This window comes from Vibrio cholerae ATCC 14035 (genome assembly GCF_000621645.1).
Taxonomy (GTDB): domain Bacteria; phylum Pseudomonadota; class Gammaproteobacteria; order Enterobacterales; family Vibrionaceae; genus Vibrio; species Vibrio cholerae.
Genome location: NZ_JHXR01000001.1, coordinates 199,694 through 224,671, shown reverse-complemented (window position 1 = coordinate 224,671; position 24,978 = coordinate 199,694). Strand labels below are relative to the sequence as shown.

The window sequence follows — 24,978 nt, the reverse complement described above, 5'->3', positions numbered from 1 at the left end:
GTGAGTAGAACAGGAAAGGCGGCGATTTTAGTGAAGGAAATCGTATGCGCAAGGTGAGTTTGTTAATCACTCATTACCAAACCGGTAATCAAAATACGTCTTTTCATAACTTGCTGATTTTATTAAACCTAAACGTTTGCTTTTGAGTTATCTTTTCCATTGGGAAAATATCTTTTTAAAAACAGCAATAATCCTCATGGAATATACCCCCAGCGATCTCCTGTTGCACTAGCAAGCCAGTGAGCTAATCTCACCGAGTATCGAAAGGCGGCGTCATTAAGGAGAGCAAACATGATCCACACGGCTACGGCGTTAAGTCGCCAGAAGCTATTCTGCTGCAAAACGAACATAAGGTTGTAAACGAGTATCCCAGTAACAAGGCGTACCGAGCCGCTGTTTGATAAATTCAATCACCGCCGATGTTTTTTTCGGCATATGTTGACGACTGGGATACACCGCATAAAACGGCATCTGTTGATTGGCGGACCACTCCGGCAGCAGCTGAATAAGCTGCCCTGTGCGAAATTCATCTCGCAGCAAATAGGTCGCCAAATAAGCGATTCCCCATCCTGCCACGGCAGCATCGCGTACCGCCTCCGCCAGATCGACCGAGTAGTTTCCGGCCACTTTAATGGTTTGATTGTGTCCATCTCGGCTGAATGACCAACGGGTGTAATCGCGCTCCCAGCTTCGATAAATCAAGCAGTTATGCTCCATTAAGGCCATAGGTTCTGTGGGTGATCCATAACGCAGCAGGTAGTCTGGCGATGCGGCCACCACAAAACGGCAATCGGCAATGCGCTGCGCCACATAACCCTCTGGTAGCTGCTCGTTACTGGTGATCCATAAATCCAACCCTTCCTTGAGCATATCGACTTTATGATCAAACAGATGCACTTCGACGTTCAACTCAGGATATTGTTGGCGAAGCTGCTCCAAAGCAGGCAACACATGCAAGGTGCCAAAAGATTGCGATAAACCAAGTCTAATCAGCCCTACCACTTCATCACGCTGATCTTCCATTTCACTTTGTGCATTGGTCACAATCGTTAAAAGTTCACGGCACTGGGCATAAAACAGATTCCCAGCATCCGTCAGAGTAAAGCTGCGCGTGGTGCGCTGCACCAGTTTAACGCCCAGCGAGGCCTCTAACGCGGCGAGCTGTTTACTGACATGAGACACCGACACGCCTAGCGCGTGCGCAGCAGCAGTAAAACTTTGATGTTGGATTAACACCGCAAATAAAGCCATTTGGCTCGCGCGTTCAGCAAACAAATCGCATCTCCATCAGCAAACTCTCCCCATCACAGCCTTCTTCATCAACACATCCCGATTACCGAAATGCCTAAAAACCCGTTGCTCACAAACAGAAAAAACAGAGGGCTCAATGAGAGCCCTCTGTTCGCTAATTGCCAATCCGTTGCGCCAATCCAACAGGTTAGAACGCAATCCGATCCGCCAGATGGCTGACCGCCAACGCAAAGTAATGAGAGCGATTCCACTTCATCAATACATTGTAGTTGTTATACACAAGATAAATTCGCCCTGCTTCATCATCAGGCATGATGAGCCACGCTTTAATATCATCAGAAAGCGCTGGCAGCGGTTTACCATCATAACGAGTGACCCCAAGCTTACTCCACTCTTGTAACGTTTTGCCTTTTTCAGGCTGACGTCCTTCTAGAGCATGGTCAAACCCTTTGGGGATTTTCACTTGGCGTCCCCAAGTGTACTTATCATCCCAGCCTGATTGGCTGAGATAGTTAGCCGTAGAAGCAAATACGTCTGAACGTGTTCCCCAAATGTCTTTTTTGCCATCACCGTTGCCATCAGCGGCAAAATTCAAAAACGAGCTTGGCATAAATTGACACTGCCCCATCGCGCCCGCCCAAGAGCCTTTCATGGCTTCAGGGGCAATGTGACCTTGTTCGAGGATCTGCAAGGCGGCCATGGTTTCTTTGCGGAAAAACTCTTCACGGCGGCCTTCATAGGCCAGCGTCGATAACGCATCAATCACCCGAAAGTTACCCGTGAACGCACCGAAATTACTTTCAACCCCCCACAAGGCAACAATAAATCTCGGTTGTACTCCATACTGCTTACCAATGCGTTGCAGCTCAGTGTAGTGTTTTTCATACAGAGATTGCGCTTGCTTTACTTTCCACTCTGGTACAGCGCGCGGGATGTATTCATCCAGCGTCAACTTTTTCTCTGGCTGATTTTTATCCGCAACGACGGAACGAGGCTTGTATTCCACATCACGAAACGCTTCGTTGAGGATACGTTCGGAAATACCTTCTTCACGCGCTTGCTGCTTTAGCCTTTCGACATATTGTTCAAAACTGACTTCATTGGCGAGTACGGGTGCCGATAACGCTAGGCCCAGTACTATCGATAATAATTTTTTCAAGATGCCCTCCTTGAGCCATCTTCATCAGGGAGTTTGGCGCGCTTTGCGCTCCTTATGTTGTTCCAGCAAATTTTCTGGTGGCGGCGGTAACTGCAAAAAGAAACCTTGTTCCTGCATGGATTGTTTCACCTTCTCCACATTCACTTGCGCCAACTGACGCTGCTCAAGATTGACCAGCATGACAAAAATAGGTTTACCAAACATCTGTTTTAAGGTGTCAGGGACCTGTGAAAAATCGTCCCGTTTCGGAATATAGAGATAAGTGCCTTCTTTTTTAGGACTTTTGTAAATAGAGCAAAGCATGACAAGCCTTTTATTTCGATTATTGACCACTTAGGGCATTTTGTCTTAATTCAGTTAACTTTGATCAAAATTGATGCCAAATCACTTATTTCACCGCAAGAGAACTTGCTGTGCTTTGGCGCTGAATATAACATGACAGCCCTGTTCTCAGCCAATGCTCTCTCCGTAAGGCATAGAGTTTATTGAGGTCAACGTTACCATGTCGAAAAACCCTGACCTGAAAGGTAGTAGTTTTACTTTGTCGGTATTACACCTTTCTGACAACCAAATTGCGCATACTGTTCAATTTCTTCAAGAAAAGATCGCGCAAGCCCCGGCCTTTTTTGCCAATGCGCCAGTGGTGATCAATGTGGCGAAAGTCGAGGGCGATATTGATTATCCTGCGTTAAAACAAGGGATCAGCCAAGCGGGTTTAATCCCCGTCGGTGTCACAGGATGTAAAGACAAACGTAGCCAAAACCTTGCCGTCGAAGCCGGTTTTGCAGTAATGACCGCCACAAACTCCCCAGCCCAAGCCCCAGCGCAAATGGCTCCGACCAAAGTGATTCGTACCCCAGTACGTTCGGGTCAACAGATTTATGCCAAAGACGGCGATCTGGTGATCTTAAGTCACGTCAGTGCGGGGGCTGAAGTGATCGCCGATGGTTCAATCCATATTTATGGCACGTTACGTGGCCGTGCGATTGCCGGAGCGAGTGGTCAACGAGAAGCACGAATTATTTGTCATGATTTGCAAGCGGAATTGATTTCCATCGCTGGCCGCTATTGGTTAAGTGATCAAATTGAAAGTCAGTTCTGGCAACAGAGGGTGATGCTCAGTATGACTGACGAATCGCTCTATCTCGAAACGCTCACGATTTAAGATTGAAAGGAAAAAATAACATGTCGCGCATTATTGTCGTCACGTCAGGAAAAGGCGGGGTTGGCAAAACCACCTCCAGTGCTGCAATTGCTTCAGGTCTCGCGCTGCGAGGCAAAAAAACCGCTGTGATCGATTTTGATATCGGTCTGCGTAATCTCGATTTAATCATGGGCTGTGAGCGCCGCGTGGTGTACGATTTTGTCAATGTCATCAACGGTGAAGCAACGCTCAACCAAGCCTTGATTAAAGACAAACGCAACGAAAACCTGTTCATCCTGCCTGCCTCTCAAACTCGTGATAAAGATGCGCTAACCAAAGATGGTGTACAGCGCGTGCTCAATGATCTCAAAGAGATGGGTTTTGACTTCATCATTTGTGACTCACCAGCTGGGATTGAGCAAGGCGCGCTGATGGCGTTGTACTACGCCGACGAAGCGATTGTCACCACCAACCCTGAAGTATCGTCAGTGCGCGACTCTGACCGTATTCTAGGCATTCTCGATTCTAAATCGATGCGGGCGGAACAAGGCCAAGCGCCGATCAAACAGCATCTGCTGCTCACTCGCTACAACCCTGCACGCGTCACTCAAGGTGAAATGCTCAGTGTGCAAGACGTCGAAGAAATCCTACATGTGCCGCTGCTCGGTGTGATTCCAGAAAGCCAAGCCGTATTGAACGCCTCGAACAAAGGGGTTCCAGTAATTTTTGACGATCAATCCGATGCAGGCCAAGCTTATCAAGATACGGTGGCACGTCTACTTGGTGAACAAGTTGAGTTTCGTTTCCTGACTGAAGCGAAGAAAGGTATTTTCAAACGCTTATTCGGAGGTTAACGCTATGTCATTGCTGGAATTTTTCCGCCCACAGAAGAAGACTTCCGCGAGCGTTGCCAAAGAGCGTCTGCAGATCATTGTGGCTGAGCGTCGTAGCCAAAACGATCCTGCACCCAGCTATTTGCCACAACTCAAAGAAGACATTCTGAAAGTGATTGCCAAATACGTCGCGATTGACCCATCCATGGTCGAACTCTCTTTTGAGCATAAAGGCGATGATATCTCGGTGCTTGAGCTCAACGTCAAACTGCCGGATGACGAAAAATAACCGCTTCAAGACCCTCATCGATGAGGGTCTTTTATTATCTCCCTCTGGTCTCTGCTCAACAGGCTCTCTCCAAACGATTTGGCGTTGTCGTCTGTAGGCGGCAAGTAGGAAAGGGGTATCCTTCTCCACAAGCAAATGACTATTTATTATCTGTTGGGAAATATCGCTTTTATTGAGCTAGATCACACACAACTTGTCGCTAAAATGACGCGCGTTTGACTAGGACTTAACGGCATGAGTTCATATTAGTCGTGTTTGTGATGGTCAACCTTTCTTAACCAAGGATCTATGATGAAAAAAAGTATTTTTGCCCTGAGCGCGCTGACTCTCATTCTTGTCGGTTGCGACAACCAACAAGACGCAAAAGTGGAAGTAGAAAAAGTCGTTGATGTTGCGGCAGCACCTGCTGAGCAATCTGCGGCTCAACCATCAACAGCAAGCGTTGATGCAGCGCACAATGCTCAAAACAGCCTAGATTGGGCTGGCATCTATCAAGGCACTCTGCCTTGTGCTGATTGCGGTGGCATTGAAACAGAGCTGACGCTGAACGCGGATGGCACCTACGCGCTAACAGAAAAATACCTCGATAAAGAAGGTGAACCTTTTGCCTCTCAAGGTACTTTCGTTTGGAATGAAGCTGGCAACATCGTAACACTGCAAACAGGCGACCAAACTGGCAGACAATTCATGGTGGGTGAAAACACGCTGTCCCATCTGGATATGGAAGGTAAGGTTATCGAAGGTGAGCTGGCTGAGTTTTACGTGCTAAGCAAGCAATAAACCGAGCCGCTTATACGGTTTACGAAAAACGCGCCATCCATTGGGCGCGTTTTTTATTGCCTACATTTAAGCTTTGCTTTTCGTTTTCGCTTCAAAGGCGGCGAGTTGCTCTGGCGTCGCAGGCGGCTGGTGGTTTGCCTTCCACTCATCGTAAGTCATACCGTAAACGCGCTCACGCGCATCATCAATATTCAAATCCAACCCCTGTTTTTCCGCTTCAGCAGCGTACCATTTACACAAGCAGTTGCGGCAAAAATCCGCCAAAATCATCAGGTCGATGTTCTGAACTTCTTTATGTTGATCAAGATGTTGTAGCAGTTGACGAAACACTGCGGCATCGAGTTTATCTTGCTCGGCTTGGCTGAGTTGTTGATGTTTGAATTGCGCCACGTCACTTTCCTTTTGTGCCATATTGAAGGCGACCAGTATATACCCAAAAATCGGCAGATTGCAGTTGAGGCAGGCTTCGGATTTTCGTGATAAAAAACACCCAGCTTTCGCTGGGTGTTGAATACAATGACTAAATTGGGCGTTGGTCTGTTTTTTAACCTTGGATACCAACAATCAACCAAGGAGCATTGGGGACTGTCAGATCACGTTCTAAGTGCCATACGTCCTCGATGTTTTCTTCAATACCTTCGACAGCGTCACGATAACGACCGCTGAACTGCAAGCTGAGCTGAGCGCGGTTTGCATCGTAGTCTGCACGAACAATCTCTGCATCCACGTACATGACGTCCGTATGTTGATCGCCTTCGTAATTCGCACGCTCGGCTTTAAGATCTTCAAACAAGCTTGGAGAGACATACTCACGAATCGTTTCGAGTTGGTTATGGTTCCACGCCCCTTGCAAGATGCGATAGTGTTCACGTGCACCATTCACAAACGCCACGCGGTCAAAACCGGCTGGGTAATTGTGGGGTACATCGCTCTGAGCGGCACTACCAAAACCACCACCCATAGATTGTGGCTGTTCAAAGTTGTGTACATTAGGTTGCTCAAACGGCGTACGGTTCATGCCGCTGTAGGCCGGTTGCTGCTGAGATTGGTTTATGCTGCCTTGCTTCGATGCCAGAAAAGCACGCATCAGCTTGAAGATCACAAACGCAATCAGACCCATGATCAGGATATCCATAAATTGGATACCTTCAAATGCACCGCCAAAGAAGGCAGCAAGCAGACCACCTGCCAGTAGACCGCCGAGCAAACCGCCCATTAAGCCTTTCTTCGCAGAGCTGGCTGGATTCGCCGCATCATTTTTCACGGTGTCATTTTTTTGTTGTTGCTGTTTAGGTGCCGGAGCCGTTTTGTAACTGTTATTACCAAACGACTTACCACCTCCGAATTTTTTGGCCTCAGCAATCGGAGTTACCGCAACCGAAACCATGATTAACGCGATAAGCGAAAACAAACGTTTCATACACTTCCTTAGGGTTCGATGTTATGGGGCTTTGCAGCCGATCTATCTTCTCAAAGTCACTATAGCCAGTTCATCTCGCAATGGAAACGTTTTGCATTTATCGACATGTATCAGAATATTGCAAATCGATTCGTTGACGCTCCTATAGGGGATGTTTAGACTATCGAACGTTGTTCATTATTGAATCCAGATCATGGCTAGACGAAACGATCATACCCGAGAAGAGCTGGTGGCTCTCACCTTAGATAGAGTCAAACAGTTCCTCGATACTCACTCCTATCATGAGCTGAGCTTACGTAAAGTCGCCACTATGATTGGCTACGTGCCCAGCACCTTAGTCAACGTGTTTGGCAATTACAATTTGTTGCTATTGCATGTAGTGGCGCAAACCCTTGATGAATTGGCGCAAGAAGCCCAGCAAGCTGTGAAATCCACCACTTATCCGAAAGATGCACTCTATCAACTGGCTTATTGCTACCATGATTTTGCGAAAAGAAATCCTTATCGCTGGCAGTTAATTTTTGAACACAATATGAATGGGGAGATGCTGCCCGAGTGGCAAGCTCAACGCATTAATAACATGACCAGCATGTTAGAAGATCTGCTGAAAGTGATTGCGCCTTTGCGTTCAGAGCAAGAAGTGTTGCAGGCGAGCCGCGTATTGTGGTCTGGCGTGCATGGCATCACTATCTTGAGTGTCGATGATAAATTTTTTGCCAATGAACCGATTGATGGTAATGCTTTGATTAATAATCTGCTGAATCACTATCTGGCTAACTGGTAATGGATGAACAAGATGGCAAACCCAACTACGGCTCTCTTAACTGAGCGCCGCTTTTTACCCTATTTCATCACTCAGTTTCTTGGTGCCTTTAACGACAACATTTTTAAAAATGTCTTGTTACTCTTTGTTGCGTTTGCAGGCCCTCAAGCGTTACCTATCTCAAGCAATTTATTCATCAATCTCGCTGCTGGGCTGTTTATTCTGCCTTTTTTCCTCTTCTCTGCGACCGCGGGAGTCTTAGCGGATAAGCTAGAAAAGTCTCGGTATATTCGTTGGGTTAAATTGCTTGAAATCGCCATCATGCTGTGTGGTGCGATAGGTTTTATCACTCAAAGCTACGGAATCTCACTGTTTTTATTGTTCTTGATGGGTACACAATCGGCCTTTTTTGGCCCAGTGAAATACGCATTGCTACCACAACAACTGAAATCGGAAGAGCTCGTCCCCGGTAATGCCTTAGTAGAAACCGGTACTTTTCTGGCGATCTTATTAGGCACCTTAGGGGCTGGACTGATTGCTTCCGCTGATAACGCGCACTACTTCGCCGCGGCTGCGGTAGTGATTTTCGCCGTGCTTGGTTATCTCTCTAGCCGCGCTATCCCACTCGCACCTGCGAGTGCTCCTCATCTCGAATTTCGTTGGCAGCCAATTACGCAAACCAAGCAGACGCTCCGCATAGCCAAACGTGATCGCGCCATTTTCCAGTCCATTATGGCGATCAGTTGGTTCTGGTTTCTCGGCGCGGGGTACCTTACTCAGTTTCCTAACTTCACTAAACTGCACCTCAACGGTAATGAAGCCGCGGTCTCTTTCTTACTGGCGCTATTTTCCGTCGGCATTGCCGTCGGCTCACTGGCGTGTGACAAGCTTTCCGGACACCGGATTGAGGTCGGCATTGTGCCCTTGGGCAGTGTGGGGATCAGCTTCTTCGGGTATCTGATGGCGACCAGCATTCCCGCCGATCTCCCCATTTTCAGTACTTTTGCGGATTTTGTTACTTACTCCGCGCTATGGCCACTATTTGCTTATTTATTATTGATTGGCGTGTTTGGTGGCGTATTCATCGTTCCGCTTTACGCCATGTTGCAGCAACGCGCTAAAGTCACTGAACGTGCGCAAGTGATCGCGGCTCTCAATATCTACAATTCGCTGTTTATGGTCGGCAGTGCCGCACTTGGCATTGTGTGCCTCAGTGTATTGGAGATGAGTATTCCGCAGTTATTTGCACTACTGGCTGTGCTTAACGTCTTGGTGGCTTTGTATATTTTCCTACAAGTGCCGATTTTTGCCGTTCGCTTTCTGGTGTGGATCCTCACTCATACGCTGTACCGAGTGCGCCATAAAAACTTGCACCATATTCCAGAGCAAGGTGGCGCACTGCTGGTGTGTAACCATGTCAGTTATATGGATGCCCTATTGCTCAGTGCGGTTTGTCCGCGCTTAATTCACTTTGTGATGGAAGAAGAGTACGCCAACCTGCCACTGCTGAAACGTTTCTTGAAACGCGCTGGGGTGATCCCGATTTCTGCCAACAACCGAGCCTCTCTTCGCCGCGCATTTGCGGATATTGAACACTCACTCAACGAAGGGAATTTGGTGTGCATTTTCCCAGAAGGTCGACTTACCGCCGATGGTGAAATGAATCCGTTTATGCGTGGCTTAGATTTAATCCTACACCGCAGCCCTGTTCCTGTGGTTCCTCTGGCACTCAAAGGGTTATGGGGCAGTTATTTCAGCCGTTACAAAGGCCGAGCTTGCCAAGGTGTGCCACGCCGTTTTCGCTCACAGTTAGAGATTGAAGCGGGAATGCCAGTTGCCCCGGAGCAAGCCAACTCGGCGGTGATGCACGAAAAAGTGGCACAATTGCGTGGCGATTGGCGTTAATCCCACACCTTCTTCCTCTATTATTCATGATGTTTTGAAGTTGCAGTCAATCGCGCTGCAACTTCTCCTCATAACCCCATTATTTATCCTCCCAATTAACCAATAACATCACCAAAACTGTTCTAGACTCAAAGTCACATTACCGACTTTTTCAGCCTTTCGTTTAGCACCAACAGTGTCATCCGGTAAATATGATGGGTTAGAGGACTCTTTCATGAGAGTAAAAACAAAAATATTAGTCACATTCAGCGTCGTAGGTATTTTAGTTACTGCTTTAGGCATTTGGACAATAAAAACCATGTACTCAAGCTCCTCGGGGTTGAGCTACATTGTTGGCCCCGCTTGGGATACGGCAGATGGGGCGATGGAAACCACCATACAGATTGAAGCTCAGATGCTTGCCGTCAATAGGCTCATCCTAGGCGAAGATAGCCAACGGGTTGAACAAATACTCAATACTGCCATTACAGATGTCGATACGTCCTCTTCCCGCATGATCGAAGCGGGTCTATTAAGTGCGGCTCAGACACAACAATTTTCTCAATTCAACTCACAGTATCAACAATCAAGAAACGCACTGATTACTAGCTACAAGAACTATATCGAGACCAAAAAATCCTACGATAAAGCAACGCAAGTCCTTGTCGATTTTGGTGAAAAACTAGAGACATTAGGTGATAGTGCCGTTGAGGAATTAGAACGAGAACCTAATCGGAACATCACTTGGCAAAGTGATGTTATGGAACGCTGGCAAGCCGCAGATGGCGGTATGGAATCCAATATAGGCTTGCTATGGAAGCTCTACTACACACAACGTTTGCTGGATGGTCAAGATGATGCCACTCAAATTAAAGCCATTGAACAAGCGATTGGATTTCAAAAACAAGCCAACAGCGAAATGTTCTCGACTGGCCGATTTACTATATCGGCAGGAGAGGAATGGAAAAATGCAAGTTATGAAGAAGTATTCTCCCAATTAAACTCGCAGCATGAACAGGCGATGATGGCGGTCATTGAAAGCTATCGGAACTATCGTCAAATCTACCAAGAGTACACAGTAACATCACTGGCATTACTGGATTTCATTGCCGAATTAGAAGAACTCGCAGACAGTAAAGTAGAGCAGCAAGCCGTGCTTATTTTAGATGGACAAGCATGGGCGATATCTTCATTTAAGGTATTGATCATTATCGCTTTGCTTGTATTACTGTTGTTAGGTTGGATCCTTGTGAACCAAATTCTATCGCCTATACAACGTTTGCAGGAGAGAGTAACCGATATCTCTGAAGGTAATGGTGACTTAACCCTGCGAGTGAACATCACCACCCAAGATGAGTTTGGAGAATTGGGCAAATCATTCGATAAATTTATCGAAAAAATACAGAATCTTATTGCTGACATCACTCAATCTACCAATCTCGCTAAGACCGCGGCGGTAGACCTGTCTGCCACGTTTAAAGTGACCGCAGAAGCCGTCAATAAACAGACATTCGAAGTGAATACTATTTCGAACGCGACCACGGCGATGACCGCCATTTCTTCGCAAGTGATCAGTGGCGCGCGAGAGATAAGCCAATCGGTACTTAACATAGATAAAAACGCGCAAAGTACACTCAGCAACGTTCGACAAGCCGCTCAATCGGTCAATGAACTGGTTGCAGAGGTGACACAAGGAACTGAAACCATCAACTCCTTAAAAAATCATGTCACAAGTATCGAGCCAGTTTTAGCCGACATTAATGGCATTGCAGAACAAACTAATTTGCTCGCACTTAATGCAGCGATTGAAGCCGCTCGTGCGGGAGAACAAGGGCGAGGCTTTGCGGTGGTTGCCGATGAAGTGCGTTCACTTGCTACACGAACACAAGGCAGTACCAACACCATCCAGCAGAGCATTACTCAATTGCGTAGCAGCGCCGATGAATCGGTAAGAGTTATTAACAACAGCATGTTAAAAGGTACTCAAACCACAGAGATCACATCACAGGCTGAAGAGTCCTTACATCAAGTCGCGATTGAAATCTCTCGACTAACGCAGATGAACCAGCAGACCTCTGAGGCGATTACTCATCAAGAGCAATCGGTGACCAGTATTGCTTCTAGCCTTTCTCACTTACAAGCACTTTGCCAAAGTGCCCAAGAAAAAATCCAACAGAGTGAGCACACCATTTCAGCACTCAAGCTAAAACAAGAAGATTTGGCGCTAAAGATGAGTAAATTCAAAATTTAGTATCCTCTGGCAGTGGGTGACTTACCTATGCCAAAACCGCCCACTGCACCTGTTAGCCGCGCCTTGGGTACGCAACAATATTTTGAAACACTGCTTTTTCTGTCACCGCCGCATACCCGTGAGGTTGGTCGCTAAAAAAACGAATATGCTCTCCCTGTTGCAACTCATGCCACTGTTCATCAAAGAACACCTTCATAATCCCTTCCAAAACATGAATGTATTCAATGACCCCTAAAGCATGAGGTGATGACATCTGCTGATGGTGATCGAGCAGTGTAATTTCAAATATTTCCAATCCTGTATCTGCGGCATAAGGAAATAAGGTGTGGATTTTCATGTTGAGATCGTCAGGGAAAGAACGCTCACTCGACAAAAGTTGCGGATCATTGGCAAAGAAAGCGGAAAATGAAGCCTCAAGGCCGCTAGCAATTTTCCAAAGTGTCGCAATGGTGGGACTGGATTCACCACGTTCAATTTGACCTAACATGGCTTTAGATACCCCAGTAAGTTGAGCAGTGGCATCCAAACTCAACCCTCTGCTTTTGCGCAGATTTTTTAATTGATTAGCAATTTGTGACTTAAACATCACGTCAGTCATGCGAAAACCCCTTATTGTGCGCTATAACGCACAGAGCTATACTCGGAACGTGCGCTATTACGCACGACTTTACCTGAAAAGGAAATCATGATGAAAGGATTCTTCAATCTTAGTCACCTCTCTGCGGGATTTACCACGGTTTTGGTGGGATACACCAGTTCGGTGGTGATCGTGATCCAAGCCGCCACAGCCTCAGGTGCCAATCCAACTCAAATCGAAAGTTGGTTGCTGACTCTAGGCGTGGTGATGGGGCTAACGTCAATCCTCTACTCTTGGTTTTACAAAACGCCAATTGTCACGGCGTGGTCAACACCTGCGGCAGTCATGCTGGCGGCATCGGCGGGACAATATTCATTACCCGTGGTGATTGGCGCGTTTATGTTCTCTGGCGCACTGTTTACTTTGACGGGCATGCTCGCACCTTTGACACGAGCACTGAGTAAAATCCCAGTTCCTCTAGGTACGGCTATGCTTGGTGCTATTTTGCTGCCCTTTTGTGCCAAAGCCTTCACCCCGCTGACCGATACTCCCGCACTCTTTGCGCTTTTATTTACTAGCTACTTACTGGCTAAGCACCTTGTTCCTCGATACACCATGTTGGTGCTCTTGCTGGTCAGTCTTGGCAGTGCTCTCGCCTTGGGAAGCTTTCAGCATGCGGATCTGGCGCTGCGGATCGCCACGCCAATCTGGGTGACGCCGGAGTTTGATTGGCTCGCCATGCTTAACCTTGCCCTGCCGCTCTACCTCATCACTATGCTTTCACAAAATTTACCGGGGATTGCGATGCTCAAAAGCTATCAGTATGACGCACCAATCAAACCGATTTTGGTGGGCACGGGATTGGCAACCCTGATGAGCGCGCCTTTTGGCGGCTTTAGCGTCAACTTAGCCGCCATTTCTGCCGCCATCTGTATGAATGAGGATGTCGATCAAGACAAAGCACAACGCTACCGTGCGGTACTTTGGGCTGGAGGATTTTATTTATTGGCAGGGATTTTTGCGGCCCTTGTCGTCAATCTCTTCCTCGCGCTACCCAAACCTATTTCAGCCATGCTCGCTGGTTTAGCGCTGCTCGGTACATTGATGATGTGTTTGCAGAGCGCGTTTAAAATCGATGAGTACCGCGAGCCTGCGCTACTCACTTTTGTGATCACGCTTTCTGGTGCAACCTTGTTTGGAATGAGCGCGACGCTGATTGGCCTTGTGATCGGATTGGCGTACTTACGGTTGACGACTCGCCCGCGACCATAAACTCAACCAGCAGCGGATAGGTTTAATCTTATAGCGGAGTGAACTGCGTTTGGTTGGCGGCCAACCACGCTTTCACCGCCGCACGAGAGACTTTAATTCCCCCATCCAGCAAAGCATCGGGGAGTAAAAAGTACATGATAGGCCATTTGAATTTTTCGAGTTTAGCTTGGCACCAAGTATCACCGATGGCTTGACACCACTCGGCCTCACTACGAATCACGGCGACGGGTCGCGCACCAAACTCACTATCTTGAACGGGTATTACGATCGCCACTTGCACATGAGGGTGCTGGTTTAACACCGCTTCTATTTCTTCACAGTGAACATTTTCACCGCCAGAGATAAAAAGATTATCCGCTCGGCCATCAATCAACAGGTTATTGCCCTGCCAGCGACCGAGATCTTTGCTGTCAAACCAACCCTGCTCATTAGTGAGCGGAACTAGCTGCCCTTGCCAATAATAGCCTTGTGCCAACGTCTTCCCAGCAATGAAAATCCGCCCATCAACAAGGCGCAGCTCACGATGATCCAAAAGCTCACCATTACCTGCAAGTCCATCGACCCGCTTTGCCGTCACGGTGGAGGCGGCTTCGGTCATGCCATAGCCGAGCCAAGTATCAATACCACGCGTTGCCGCCATTTGAGCGAGTTCAACAGGGATATGGCTGCCGCCGAGCAGAACACGTTTGAGCGTCAATGGAGAGCTGCTGTCCAACAGACGTTTAAGCTGAGTAGGCACCAATGAAGCATGAGTGACGCCAGCAATATCGTTTTGCAGATCGCCAGTGCCGATCTTGAGTGTCGCTCCGACAGCAAGCCAACGATAAAGAATGGCCACACCAGAAATATGATACAGCGGCAAGCTCAGTAACCAACTGTCTGACTCGGTAAAAGCAAACTTGTTCAGTAAACCGCGCGCCGAAGCCAAATGTTGCTGATGAGTGTGAGTCACCGCTTTAGGTGTCCCCGTCGAACCCGAGGTGAAAATTAACGTCGCCAGTTGTTCACAAGAAAACTGGCTAGAGACTTTCTCGCCACCAACGGATTCATCCCGCTCATCGGGCAAACTCAGGCGATGAGCATTAAGCTCCGCAATCTCTTCTTCACTCAGCGCGCAAGAAGGCGCTAGCCAAAGGTGCTTCGGGCTTTGCTCGGCATAGAGTGTGGCGAGCTTTTCCTGCAAAAGAGCTAAAGGTTGTGGTGCGACAAAGGTGCACAGCGCGCCCACTTGAGTACAAGCCAAAAACCACAGCACAGTGTGCAGATGATTTTTCCCGACCAGCGTCACCACTTCCCCCGACCGAACCCCTTGCTCACGCAGCGCTTTAGCGTAGTGCGCTACTTGGCTATCTAATACTTGCCAAGTCAGGGTTTGCCCAGCATGACTCAGCGCAACCTGCTTGGGGTCACGCTCAAGCCAAGGCTGCCAAAGGCTCACAGGGAAGATTCCGAGCGCCATACGATTGACTGCTCTTGCAGGGCAACCACAGGCAGTGAGCTATTTGGCCAAGGCGTTTCGAGCTGAGTTCGGAATAATCCCATCGTATCCAGTCCCGGTACTTCATTAGGCAGCAGTTTATGCGCTAAACGTGCTAACTGGTTCAAGCCCAAGCTCGACTCTAAGCTAGAGCTGATCACAGCTTGTAGCCCAAGTGCTTTGGCTTTCTCGATCAAAGCCTCTACACGATACACCGAGCCAATTAGGGTTGGTTTGATGACAATGGTTTTGACACCTAACAGATTCTCTAAAGCAAAATCCGCATCGCGAACCGCTTCTTGTAAGGTTTCGTCCCACGCAATCGCAATCCCTGTATCAATCGAAAATGCGATGCTTTCGCTTGGCGACTGGCACGGCTCTTCCAGAAAGGCGATACGGCTGCGTAAAGACGGCGCGACGTATTGAGCAAACTTGAGCGCTTTGGCAGGAGTCCACGCGCGGTTGGCATCCAAACGCAGCGTTAAATCCGGCATCGATTCCAAGAACAGATTGACGAGCATGCCATCACGGATCGGTTCATACAGTCCAACTTTAACTTTAGCGACTTTCTGCCCCGGTAAGTTGTTCAACACCGGCAGCAGCTCATCAGGATCGCCCGTACACAGCGGCGCAACATAGTAGTTGCCTTGCGCGGGCAACGCTTGTTCTAGCTCGTAGTGCGCCATCGAAATACCAAAAGCCACCGAAGGATGCTGTGCATCCCAATCGATAACCTGACTATTGACCCAAAGCTCAAGCAGCGCTTGTGCTTGTACGCCCGCTTCTTCCAGCGTTTCGCGGCTAAAGCCGGGCAGTGGAGCAATCTCGCCGCGTGCAGTACGGCCGTTTTCGGTCAGTTCGACAATAAAGCCTTCACGCTGAGTCAGTTTCTCATTGCGAAGGATGACACCGCTATCCATCGGCAGTTGGTAGCGATAGAGGGTTGCATGACGCATGCTGATCTCTTCCTATATCCAATACATCCACATAAACGGGGTTTATGCTCAAAGAGAAAGAGCGGCAGGACGCCGCTCTGAGAAGAATTATGGGTTACGCGGGAACTTGTTGAAGTCCGGGCGGCGTTTTTCATTAAACGCGTTACGGCCTTCCTGACCTTCTTCAGTCATGTAGAACAGCATGGTCGCGTTGCCAGCCAGCTCTTGCAGTCCTGCTTGACCATCACAGTCCGCATTCAGTGCCGCTTTCAAGCAGCGAATCGCCATTGGGCTGTGTTGCAGCACTTCACGACACCAGCGCACGGTTTCTCTTTCCAGCTCTTCCACTGGCACAACCGTGTTCACCAGCCCCATGTCCAAGGCTTCTTGGGCATTGTAGAAGCGGCATAGGAACCAAATTTCGCGCGCTTTCTTCTGGCCGACAATACGCGCCATGTAAGAAGCTCCCCAGCCGCCATCGAATGAGCCGACTTTCGGGCCCGTTTGACCAAATTGTGCATTTTCTGCTGCGATGGTCAGGTCACACATCATGTGCAGTACATGACCGCCGCCCACCGCCCAACCAGCCACAGCCGCAATCACTGGCTTTGGACAAGTACGGATCTGGCGTTGGAAATCGAGCACGTTCAGGTGGTGAGTACCGGAATCATCGCGGTAACCGCCGTAGTCACCACGAATTTTCTGATCGCCACCGGAGCAGAAGGCATCTTCACCTAAACCGGTCAGGATAATCACACCCACTTTGTCGTCATAACGCGCATCCGCCAGTGCATGGATCATCTCTTTGACGGTCAATGGACGAAACGCATTGCGTACTTGTGGTCTGGCGATGGTGATTTTGGCAATCCCATCGTCGGATTTGTGGTAGTGGATATCTTGATAGTCACCGGTGCAGTCTTGCCAAATCACTGGTGCGTAGAGTTCTTGCTCAGAAATGCCTGTAGTTTTAGCCATGGTGGTTCCCATTGTCGTTATCACTCAATCGATTATTGAGTGGATCATCGCTTGTACAATCTTGGCAAACGCTTGCGGCTGTTCGTGGTGGACATTGTGTCCCGCCTGCGCAACCTGACTGTAACTTAACCCGCTACTCTCGGCGAGTTGCTGAAATTTACTGTCTTGCTCACCACACACGTAATGGATGGGGAGCTTAAGAGCCTGCAGCGCTGGCAATAAATAGGGCTGCTTAGCCAGACTTGTTGCCAGTAACATATGTGCTACTGATGAACCAAGATTAGCACTACGTTGCGCAATCAAAGTTTGTCTTTGCTCATGATTTAGTGAACTAAATACCGCTTGTTGATACCAATCGCTCAACACATGCTCAATCGGTTGCTGACTAAAGCGCTGCGCCCACTGCTGATCATGTTGCCAACGCGCTGCTTTTTCCTCATTCTCTTGCAGCCCGAAGTGACCACCTTCGATGATCGCCCCTCGCAGATTAAGACGCGAAAAAGCCCCCTGCGCTAATCCATGCATGATTAATCGCCCGCCGAGCGAATAGCCAACCAAAATGACTGGCACCTCAGAAGTAACATGGGCTTGTACGGTTTGCTCGATCATTTCGACCGCTTCGGCAAAATTATCACAATGCCGTTCTGGATTTGTGCCGTGGCCGGGAAGATCCAGCGTCAATGCTGCGCACTGAGTGCGCGCTAAATGAGAGAGAACCGGTTGCCAATCCGCACCACTGCCAAGCAAACCGTGCACCAACACCACCAAGGGTGTTCGCGCAGTAGGCTTGGCAAAGTGCAGTTGGTTAGAGAGCATGGAGTTGCGATGTCAGTTGTTTGATGTGCATGGAAGCTTGCTGCGGCGGGGTTTTCACCTCGATAAGCAAAGTACCTGCACCGTGTGCAAAATGCTCTTCCACCAAGGTTTGGTAGTGCTCTAAGGTTTGCGCCGCACAATACGCTAAACCAAATTGTGATGCGGCGTGAGCAAAGTCCATTCCATGCGGCATTTGATAGAGCGCTTCGCGCTGCTCACTCGGCACAGGCAGGAGATCGAAAATCGCTCCGCCGTCGTTATTGGTCACGACTATCACGGTCGGCTGCGCAGGATTGCGCATCAACGCGAGCGAGTTGAGATCGTACAGTAGCGAGGTATCTCCCAGCAGCATCAGTAATGGCTTTTGCCGCGCACGTTGCACCCCTGACGCTGTGGCGACTAAGCCATCAATGCCAGATGCGCCACGATTGGAGAACACTTCACGCCCATCAAGCGCGCTGAATATATCCACCAAACGCACAATCAGGCTGTTGCCCAAAAACAGATCCGCTTGCGTAGCGCGCTCCGTCAAATCTAGCGCCAGTGCGACTTCACTCAGGGAAGAAGAGGAGAAATGCAGTTGCGCCAGTTGGCGAACCGACTGCGCATAATGGGTTAACTCATCGGCCCAACCTTGCTGGGTATGTTGACCCGCTAAGCGTTTGCTGAGCACAGCGTCTACCCAGTGGCTAATCTCACACACCCACTGCTGCTGCATGGCGTGCCAAGGGTTATTGCGTGCGCTGTGCGGCGCAATGTAATGATACTCGCCAAGACCCGTGGCGCACCACGCTTCTAACCACTGCAACAGACGTTTGGAGACAATCCGCGAACCAAATTGCACCACACATTGAGCTTGATTGAGCTGTTCACGTGCTTTGGGATGCTGCAGCCAGAGATCAAAATGTGCCCATTGGCTACTGATGCCCGATTGTGGATCGCACAGTAACGGCCAGCCCATCGCTTTGGCAAAACGCTTTGCCGCTTGAGCCTCTTGCAAGCTCAGCGAGCCAACTATCACCACCCCTTTAGTCAGCAAGCCATCGATTGCAGCGGGAACACTCTGCACTAATCCTTGATGAACTTGGGTATAAGGCCGAGCTTGCTCACGCCAACGCTGAACAGGTTGTAAATAGGGTTGATAAATCGCCTCATCCCCAGCCGAATACAAGGGCTCAGGAAATGGGCAATTGATGTGTACACTGCCACCGAGTAGGGCTTGACGCGCCATCACTTCATCAATCGACGTGAGTAGCCAAGAAAGTGGATGATGGATGGCAGGACTAGGCAGCTCCAGCGATGCCGTGACATGAGATGAAAAAATCCCCGATTGCACAATGGCTTGATTGGCACCACACCCCACTAGCTCAAGCGGACGATCCGCCGTGAGTACCACTAAACGTTCACCGGTGAGTTTGGATTCAGCAATGGCTGGTAATAAGTTCGCCACTGCAGTGCCCGAGGTTACAATCACCGCGACAGGCTGTTGGCTAGCTTTCGCTAAACCAAGCGCCATAAACCCTAAGCCGCGCTCGTCATAGTGAGTATGTAACGTGAAAGCCGTATTCGCATTAGCCTCAAGCGTCAACGGGGTTGAACGAGAGCCCGGAGCCACACACACTTGTGTCACTCCCAAACGGCTTAACTCTTCGAGTAACACTCGCGACCAAAGACGGTTCAATAAAGCTTGATCGCGGTTCATGATGCCACTCCCAGCGGTAAGCGGTCGGTTATCAAGCTCAATAAGGTAGAGAGCTTTTTATCCAGCTCCTGCCATTCATGCTCAGCAATCGAGCCCGGCACAATGCCAGCGCCTGCATAGAGCTGAACTTGTTTATCCACCACTAAAGCACTGCGGATCGCCACACAAAACTCGGCTTGCGCATGGCTAAAGTAACCCATGGAGCCTGCGTACCAGCCGCGTGCAAAAGGCTCATTTTCCGCGATGAAAGCCAGTGCCGCTTGACGAGGTAAACCCGCAACCGCGGCGGTAGGTTGTAATACGCCCAGTAACTGCACGCCATTGACCCCAGATTTAAGCTGCGCATCAATGCGTTTTTTCAGATGCTGCACTTTACGCAATCGCACCAGCTGCGCTTCTCGCTGGGTATGGATCTGCTCGGCGTGCGGCGCGAGGCTTTCGATGATGTCCTCTACCACCAACTGATTTTCATTGAGGTTTTTACTGTCATGCGTCAGCCAGTGAGCCAGTTCCATATCTTGCGTCGCATTAGCTCCCCGACCAATCGTGCCCGCTAAAGCTTCGGTTTCCAGATTCTGCCCATGGCGTAGGTAGAGCCGCTCTGGGGTTGACCCCATAAAGCTGTGGCGAGAATCGAGAGCCAAAAGAAAGTGAAAGCTGTGGTGATTTTGGGCATGGCTAGCTTTGAGCAGTTGCGCCGCACTGAGCGGTGCATCCAATGTCAGCGTTGTTTTACGCGCTAACACCACTTTTTTAAACTGTTTTTCGGTGATCCCCGCCAGCACTTTTTCCACCAAATCATGCCAGTTAGCCGCCGTTGGCGTGTGTTCGACACGAGTGACGTGCGCTGTCATCGAACGCAAAGTGGGCACTTCCACCAGCAGTTTTTGCAGTGCGGTCAGCGTGCGCTGCGGCTCATTGTTGATATTGACCGCGAGTAACCACTGTTCATCCCGTCGAATCAGTTCAATCTGTGGTAGAAAGAAGAAGGAAGACATACAACGCGGATTTTTGGCGGTATGCCCATCAAAGGAGCGTCCACCCCATACTCGCTGCTCATCGCCTAAAATCGCATACGCCGGAGCAGGATCGGTAAACGTGTACACCTGACCGAGCGCGACCACTTCTTCACGAGTATCACGCGATTGCCAGTAAAATTTGGGGAAAATCGGTTGGGCATCAAGCCAGTCAATCAGCGCAAAGGGAGGCTTATCGGCCAACGGCTGAGTAAAACGAACATCATGAGCCTTCGCGCCACGGATGTGCTCCATCAATTGAGCAACGGCCTGATAAAAATGCAACAAAGCGACCTCGTACGGGGAGAGATTCGGTAAACTGCGGCTACTCTATTGAGAGAGCCTTATGAAATCAAGGTTATGGGGTATCTTTTACTTCGGCAAGTGATCGAGGCAACATGTCTTCTGATTTTAAAACCAGGTTGTCTTAGATTTTTATTCTAAAAAATGGCAAGTTAGTGTAGTTTGATCAAGAAAACAGATTATTTTCAGGAATATTACAATGCAAAATATCGGGATGTCGTCAAAACTCGATAATGTCTGCTATGACATTCGAGGACCAGTGCTTAAACATGCTAAACGCATGGAAGAAGAAGGGCATAAAATACTGAAGCTTAACATCGGTAACCCTGCCCCGTTTGGTTTCGACGCCCCAGACGAGATCCTAGTCGATGTGATCCGTAACCTACCTACTTCACAAGGTTACTGTGACTCGAAAGGCATTTATTCCGCTCGTAAAGCGGTGGTGCAGTACTACCAGAAAAAAGGTATCCGCAGTCTGGACGTCGAAGATGTGTACATCGGCAACGGTGCATCAGAGCTTATCGTGATGGCGATGCAAGCCCTGCTCAACAATGGCGATGAAATGCTGGTACCTGCCCCTGATTACCCACTGTGGACAGCCGCGGTAGCACTTTCTGGCGGCAAAGCCGTGCACTACATCTGTGATGAAGAAGCCGATTGGTATCCTGACCTCGACGATATTCGCAGCAAAATCACCCCGAAAACCCGTGGCATTGTGCTGATCAACCCCAATAACCCAACCGGTGCGGTTTACAGTCGTGATTTCTTGCTGGAAATCATCGAGATTGCTCGCAAGCACAAGCTGATGATTTTCGCCGATGAGATTTACGACAAAGTGCTGTACGACGGCGCGGTGCATACCTCAATCGCCACCTTAGCGGATGATGTATTAGTCGTCACCTTCAACGGCTTATCCAAAGCTTACCGTGTTTGTGGTTTCCGTGGTGGCTGGATGTTCCTGACTGGCCCCAAACAGCAAGCACAAGGCTATATTGCAGGGCTCGATATGCTGGCCTCGATGCGCTTGTGTGCCAACGTGCCAATGCAACATGCCATTCAAACCGCACTCGGCGGCTATCAAAGTATCAATGAGCTGATTTTGCCGGGCGGCCGACTGCTGGAACAGCGTGATCGCGCATGGGAGCTGATTAACCAGATCCCGGGGATTTCTTGCGTGAAGCCAAAAGGCGCGATGTACCTGTTCCCGAAAATTGATACCAAAATGTATCCGATCAAAGATGACCAGAAAATGGTGCTTGATTTCCTAGTGCAAGAAAAAGTGCTGCTAGTACAAGGCAGCGGCTTTAACTGGCCAAAACCGGATCACTTCCGCATTGTGACTCTGCCTCATGTGGAAGATCTGGAAATCGCCATCAGTCGCTTTGAACGCTTTATCACGACTTACAGCCAATAATAGATTGGCAGCAAGTCGCAAAATGACTTGCTGTCGTGGGTAGGCGAAGCAGGCTCTCTTTCGGTACACTGAAGAGAGCCTGTTTTTTTATCTTCTTTTCAGCGTCATCGGCCGTTGAAAAGCCAATCCATCAGCAAGGAAGTGAGAGTGCTATGCAAGAGAGCCATTTTTTCGCCCACCTCGCGCGCATGAAACTGATTCAGCGCTGGCCATTAATGCGTTCCATCTCCAGTGAAAATATTTCTGAGCACAGCCTGCAAGTCGCCTTTGTCGCTCATGCACTGGCGGTGATCAAAAACAAAAAATTTGGTGGAACGCTCAACCCTGAGCGCATTGCGCTGCTTGCCATGTATCACGATACCAGTGAAGTGCTGACCGGTGATTTGCCAACGCCCATCAAGTATTTCAATCCCGAGATCGCTAAAGAGTACAAAAAAATCGAAGCGGCGGCCGAGCGGCGTTTATTGGATATGCTCCCAGAAGAACTGCGCGACGATTTTCGCCCGTTTCTTATCTCCAATACGGCCGATCCCGATGAAAGCGCCATCGTTAAGCAAGCCGATGCGATTTGCGCGTATTTGAAATGTTTGGAAGAGCTCAGCGCAGGTAACCACGAATACGCTCAAGCGAAAAAACGCCTCGATGTGACGTTGCGTGAACGGCACAGTGAGGAGATGGCGTATTTTCTACAAACCTTTGCCCCGAGTTTTGAATTAACACTGGACGAAATCAGCTAAGTCGCTATAACTTAAGACATTGTAAGTTAAAACAAAACTGTGCAAGGAGTAACGCGATGCAAGTATCCCTAAACCCTGAGTGGTTAGCTCGTAACAACGATGAGCACAAAATTCGCCGCAACGATCATCGCAGCCCATTTCAGCGCGATCGCGCGCGTATCCTCCATTCGGCGGCTTTTCGGCGCTTGCAAGCCAAAACCCAAGTCCACGGAACAAGCTTGAATGACTTTCATCGCACTCGCCTCACCCATTCACTGGAAGCAGCGCAAATCGGTACCGGCATCGTCGCGCAAATTAAACTCAAACAACCGGAGTTTCGTGAGCTATTACCTTCTGATAGCCTAATTGATTCACTCTGCCTTGCGCACGATATTGGTCATCCCCCTTACGGGCATGGCGGTGAAATTGCGCTCAATTATATGATGCGCGATCACGGTGGCTTTGAAGGCAATGCGCAGACTTTTCGGATCGTCACCAGCTTAGAGCCTTACACTGAGCATCACGGCATGAACCTGTCGCGCCGCACGCTACTCGGGCTTTTGAAATACCCTGCGCTGCTGAGTGCCACGCGCGCTGCAATACCACCGCCAGCGGTCGCCCACCAACGCCAACTGAAAGCTAAAGATTGGTCGCCTGCAAAAGGCATCTACGATTGTGATCTCGCGAGCTTGGACTGGGTGCTGGAGCCGCTGTGTGAAAGTGATCGTGAATTGTTGGGACAAATGCGCGCAGAACCAAGCTCCCCCAAAGAGCACCGTAAAACTCGCTTTAAATCGCTCGATTGCTCGATCATGGAACTGGCGGATGACATCGCTTACGGCGTGCATGATCTGGAAGATGCGATTGTGCTGGGTATGGTAACCCGCGCGCAGTGGCAAGAAGCCGCAGCGGCGCAGCTTGCCGAGTGCGGCGATCCTTGGTTTGAAGAACATATTGCCGAGCTCAGTGAGATGCTGTTTTCTGGTAAACACTATGTGCGCAAAGATGCGATTGGCGGCATTGTAAATGCCCTTTTAACCAGTATCAGCGTGAAGCCAGTTGAAGCGCCATTTCATAATGAACTGTTGGCGTTCAATGCTTATATCGAGCCGCACATGGGCAATGCGCTTGAAGTGCTCAAACACTTTGTGAGCCAATACGTGATTCAAATTCCGCAGGTACAGCGCTTTGAATACAAAGGCCAGCAACTGATCATGGATTTGTTTGAAGCGTTAAGTGCTGACCCAGAACGTCTACTGCCACAAGCCACCGGCGAAAAGTGGCGTAAAGCCCAAGAACAAGACGAAGGCATGCGCGTGATCTGCGATTACATTGCCGCGATGACCGATGCTTACGCGCAGCGACTGCATCAGCAGCTCTTCTCAGCGCAGAGTCATTACTGACGGTAATTTCGCTCGAAAACGCCTTCCGGCATCTGATCGATCTGATATTGAATCATGGCATCAAACACCTTGAGCAGTGGCGAGAAGTCACGCTCAGGTTGCCACTGCTGGAGCAGATGATAACCCGCCTCCACTGTGGAGAGCGCGGTATCATCCGGCGCTTTACGAATTCGGTAATGCCCAACACACTCGTCCGGCAAATGTAGGCTCGGTAAGTCATGCAGTTGAGTGTTGATTTGCCACATCTTGTAGGCTTTTTTCCACGTCCCATCGAGCAAAATCACCCGCGTTTTGCGCGCTGTCGTGAGGCTTATCTTTGTGCACTCTTGCGCGTGTTCATTCGGATAAAGCACATAGTAGTCCACATCCGGCTCTGCCAGCAGTTGGTTTAACTCGTCATGCTCACGAAAATCTTCGCCCACCAATAGCCGACAATTGGCCAATGACAAGCTGAGAATGCGCGCGGTACCGAGTGGGCGCTTTTGTTCCGTTGGGTGCTGAAGAATGATAAGCTCAACCGCACTTTCCAGCGCGACAATGGACGGACACAAGCACGCTTTACGCGCTTTACCACACTCGGAACAATAACGGGACATGA

The 24,978-nt window shown here is 49.2% G+C and carries 25 protein-coding genes; 11 read left to right on the top strand and 14 right to left on the bottom strand.

Translation table 11 applies throughout. The annotated features are described in order from the left end of the window. Positions 1-327 precede the first annotated feature (327 nt). The 3 genes from T411_RS0101160 to T411_RS0101150 all read right to left on the bottom strand — a co-directional run bounded on the left by T411_RS0101160 (position 328) and on the right by T411_RS0101150 (position 2,713). Positions 328-1,275: a LysR family transcriptional regulator gene (locus tag T411_RS0101160; protein WP_000457165.1), complete on the bottom strand. Its 948-nt coding sequence runs from the start codon at positions 1,273-1,275 to the stop codon at positions 328-330. Positions 1,276-1,438: 163 nt separating this feature from the next. Further along, positions 1,439-2,410: a lytic murein transglycosylase gene (locus tag T411_RS0101155; protein WP_000735487.1), complete on the bottom strand. Its 972-nt coding sequence runs from the start codon at positions 2,408-2,410 to the stop codon at positions 1,439-1,441. Between the two features lie 24 nt (positions 2,411-2,434). Continuing rightward, entirely contained in the window at positions 2,435-2,713 is a 279-nt protein-coding gene (locus tag T411_RS0101150; RefSeq protein ID WP_000882651.1) for a YcgL domain-containing protein, read from the bottom strand. Between the two features lie 199 nt (positions 2,714-2,912). Between T411_RS0101150 and minC the strand changes: the two genes are divergently transcribed. From minC to T411_RS0101130, 4 genes are all read left to right on the top strand, one after another. Further along, positions 2,913-3,575, top strand: coding sequence for a septum site-determining protein MinC (minC, locus tag T411_RS0101145; protein ID WP_000042146.1), 663 nt, complete (start codon positions 2,913-2,915; stop codon positions 3,573-3,575). Positions 3,576-3,595: 20 nt separating this feature from the next. After that, on the top strand, positions 3,596-4,408 hold the full coding sequence (gene minD, locus T411_RS0101140; protein ID WP_000086775.1) for a septum site-determining protein MinD: 813 nt from the start codon (positions 3,596-3,598) through the stop codon (positions 4,406-4,408). 4 nt (positions 4,409-4,412) lie between these two features. Beyond that, entirely contained in the window at positions 4,413-4,676 is a 264-nt protein-coding gene (gene minE, locus T411_RS0101135; RefSeq protein WP_000054416.1) for a cell division topological specificity factor MinE, read from the top strand. A gap of 291 nt (positions 4,677-4,967) precedes the next feature. Beyond that, positions 4,968-5,456, top strand: a complete 489-nt coding sequence (locus tag T411_RS0101130) for a copper resistance protein NlpE (RefSeq protein ID WP_000748182.1) — start codon at positions 4,968-4,970, stop codon at positions 5,454-5,456. A 66-nt stretch (positions 5,457-5,522) separates the two neighbouring features. Here the strand turns inward: T411_RS0101130 and T411_RS0101125 are convergent, their stop codons facing one another. Both T411_RS0101125 and T411_RS0101120 read right to left on the bottom strand, forming a co-directional pair. Continuing rightward, positions 5,523-5,846, bottom strand: coding sequence for a DUF1244 domain-containing protein (locus T411_RS0101125; protein WP_000046692.1), 324 nt, complete (start codon positions 5,844-5,846; stop codon positions 5,523-5,525). 154 nt (positions 5,847-6,000) lie between these two features. Then, positions 6,001-6,876, bottom strand: coding sequence for a Tim44 domain-containing protein (locus T411_RS0101120; RefSeq protein WP_000825368.1), 876 nt, complete (start codon positions 6,874-6,876; stop codon positions 6,001-6,003). Positions 6,877-7,069: 193 nt separating this feature from the next. On the opposite strand from T411_RS0101120, the gene T411_RS0101115 reads away from it, so the two are divergent. Both T411_RS0101115 and T411_RS0101110 read left to right on the top strand, forming a co-directional pair. Further along, positions 7,070-7,660 (top strand): TetR/AcrR family transcriptional regulator, encoded by a 591-nt coding sequence (locus tag T411_RS0101115; protein ID WP_000113995.1) that lies wholly within the window; start codon positions 7,070-7,072, stop codon positions 7,658-7,660. Positions 7,661-7,672: 12 nt separating this feature from the next. Beyond that, positions 7,673-9,544, top strand: coding sequence for an MFS transporter (locus T411_RS0101110; RefSeq protein ID WP_000013111.1), 1,872 nt, complete (start codon positions 7,673-7,675; stop codon positions 9,542-9,544). A gap of 108 nt (positions 9,545-9,652) precedes the next feature. Here T411_RS0101110 and T411_RS1000000120970 read toward each other — a convergent pair whose 3' ends face one another. After that, the gene (locus T411_RS1000000120970) at positions 9,653-9,844 is read right to left on the bottom strand and encodes a hypothetical protein (protein WP_000231302.1); all 192 of its coding nucleotides are present in this window, start codon (positions 9,842-9,844) and stop codon (positions 9,653-9,655) included. Here T411_RS1000000120970 and T411_RS0101100 point away from each other — a divergent pair. Further along, entirely contained in the window at positions 9,759-11,774 is a 2,016-nt protein-coding gene (locus tag T411_RS0101100) for a methyl-accepting chemotaxis protein (RefSeq protein ID WP_001911210.1), read from the top strand. The genes T411_RS1000000120970 and T411_RS0101100 overlap by 86 nt on opposite strands. Positions 11,775-11,826: 52 nt before the next feature. Here T411_RS0101100 and T411_RS0101095 read toward each other — a convergent pair whose 3' ends face one another. Then, entirely contained in the window at positions 11,827-12,372 is a 546-nt protein-coding gene (locus T411_RS0101095) for a helix-turn-helix domain-containing protein (protein WP_000133005.1), read from the bottom strand. Positions 12,373-12,462: 90 nt separating this feature from the next. On the opposite strand from T411_RS0101095, the gene T411_RS0101090 reads away from it, so the two are divergent. Continuing rightward, entirely contained in the window at positions 12,463-13,623 is a 1,161-nt protein-coding gene (locus tag T411_RS0101090) for a benzoate/H(+) symporter BenE family transporter (protein WP_000675679.1), read from the top strand. Positions 13,624-13,651: 28 nt separating this feature from the next. Here the strand turns inward: T411_RS0101090 and menE are convergent, their stop codons facing one another. From menE to T411_RS0101060, 6 genes are all read right to left on the bottom strand, one after another. Further along, the gene (menE, locus tag T411_RS0101085) at positions 13,652-15,082 is read right to left on the bottom strand and encodes an o-succinylbenzoate--CoA ligase (RefSeq protein ID WP_001173525.1); all 1,431 of its coding nucleotides are present in this window, start codon (positions 15,080-15,082) and stop codon (positions 13,652-13,654) included. Continuing rightward, positions 15,058-16,056 (bottom strand): o-succinylbenzoate synthase, encoded by a 999-nt coding sequence (menC, locus tag T411_RS0101080; RefSeq protein WP_001215226.1) that lies wholly within the window; start codon positions 16,054-16,056, stop codon positions 15,058-15,060. The genes menE and menC overlap by 25 nt, the downstream gene beginning before the upstream one ends. Before the next feature lie 87 nt (positions 16,057-16,143). After that, complete coding sequence (gene menB, locus T411_RS0101075) at positions 16,144-17,010, bottom strand: 1,4-dihydroxy-2-naphthoyl-CoA synthase (RefSeq protein WP_001918720.1); 867 nt, start codon at positions 17,008-17,010, stop codon at positions 16,144-16,146. Positions 17,011-17,034: 24 nt separating this feature from the next. Beyond that, positions 17,035-17,826, bottom strand: coding sequence for a 2-succinyl-6-hydroxy-2,4-cyclohexadiene-1-carboxylate synthase (gene menH, locus T411_RS0101070; RefSeq protein WP_000950604.1), 792 nt, complete (start codon positions 17,824-17,826; stop codon positions 17,035-17,037). After that, positions 17,816-19,528, bottom strand: coding sequence for a 2-succinyl-5-enolpyruvyl-6-hydroxy-3-cyclohexene-1-carboxylic-acid synthase (gene menD, locus T411_RS0101065; protein WP_001078087.1), 1,713 nt, complete (start codon positions 19,526-19,528; stop codon positions 17,816-17,818). The genes menH and menD overlap by 11 nt, the downstream gene beginning before the upstream one ends. Then, positions 19,525-20,832 carry an isochorismate synthase gene (locus T411_RS0101060; protein WP_000902260.1) on the bottom strand — a complete coding sequence of 436 codons (1,308 nt, stop codon included), beginning with the start codon at positions 20,830-20,832 and terminating at the stop codon, positions 19,525-19,527. Before T411_RS0101060 ends, menD begins: the two co-directional genes overlap by 4 nt. A gap of 214 nt (positions 20,833-21,046) precedes the next feature. On the opposite strand from T411_RS0101060, the gene T411_RS0101055 reads away from it, so the two are divergent. The 3 genes from T411_RS0101055 (at position 21,047) to T411_RS0101045 (ending at position 24,380) form a co-directional block, all read left to right on the top strand. Further along, entirely contained in the window at positions 21,047-22,261 is a 1,215-nt protein-coding gene (locus T411_RS0101055; protein WP_001179458.1) for a pyridoxal phosphate-dependent aminotransferase, read from the top strand. 152 nt (positions 22,262-22,413) lie between these two features. Next, on the top strand, positions 22,414-22,998 hold the full coding sequence (gene yfbR / locus T411_RS0101050; RefSeq protein ID WP_001158196.1) for a 5'-deoxynucleotidase: 585 nt from the start codon (positions 22,414-22,416) through the stop codon (positions 22,996-22,998). A 56-nt stretch (positions 22,999-23,054) separates the two neighbouring features. Further along, a complete protein-coding gene (locus T411_RS0101045) occupies positions 23,055-24,380 on the top strand; it encodes an anti-phage deoxyguanosine triphosphatase (protein WP_001198176.1) in 1,326 nt (441 codons plus the stop codon). On the opposite strand, the gene T411_RS0101040 is transcribed toward T411_RS0101045, so the two are convergent. Beyond that, complete coding sequence (locus T411_RS0101040) at positions 24,374-24,976, bottom strand: tRNA-uridine aminocarboxypropyltransferase (protein WP_000092435.1); 603 nt, start codon at positions 24,974-24,976, stop codon at positions 24,374-24,376. The two genes, T411_RS0101045 and T411_RS0101040, sit on opposite strands and share 7 nt — an antisense overlap. Positions 24,977-24,978 lie beyond the last annotated feature (2 nt).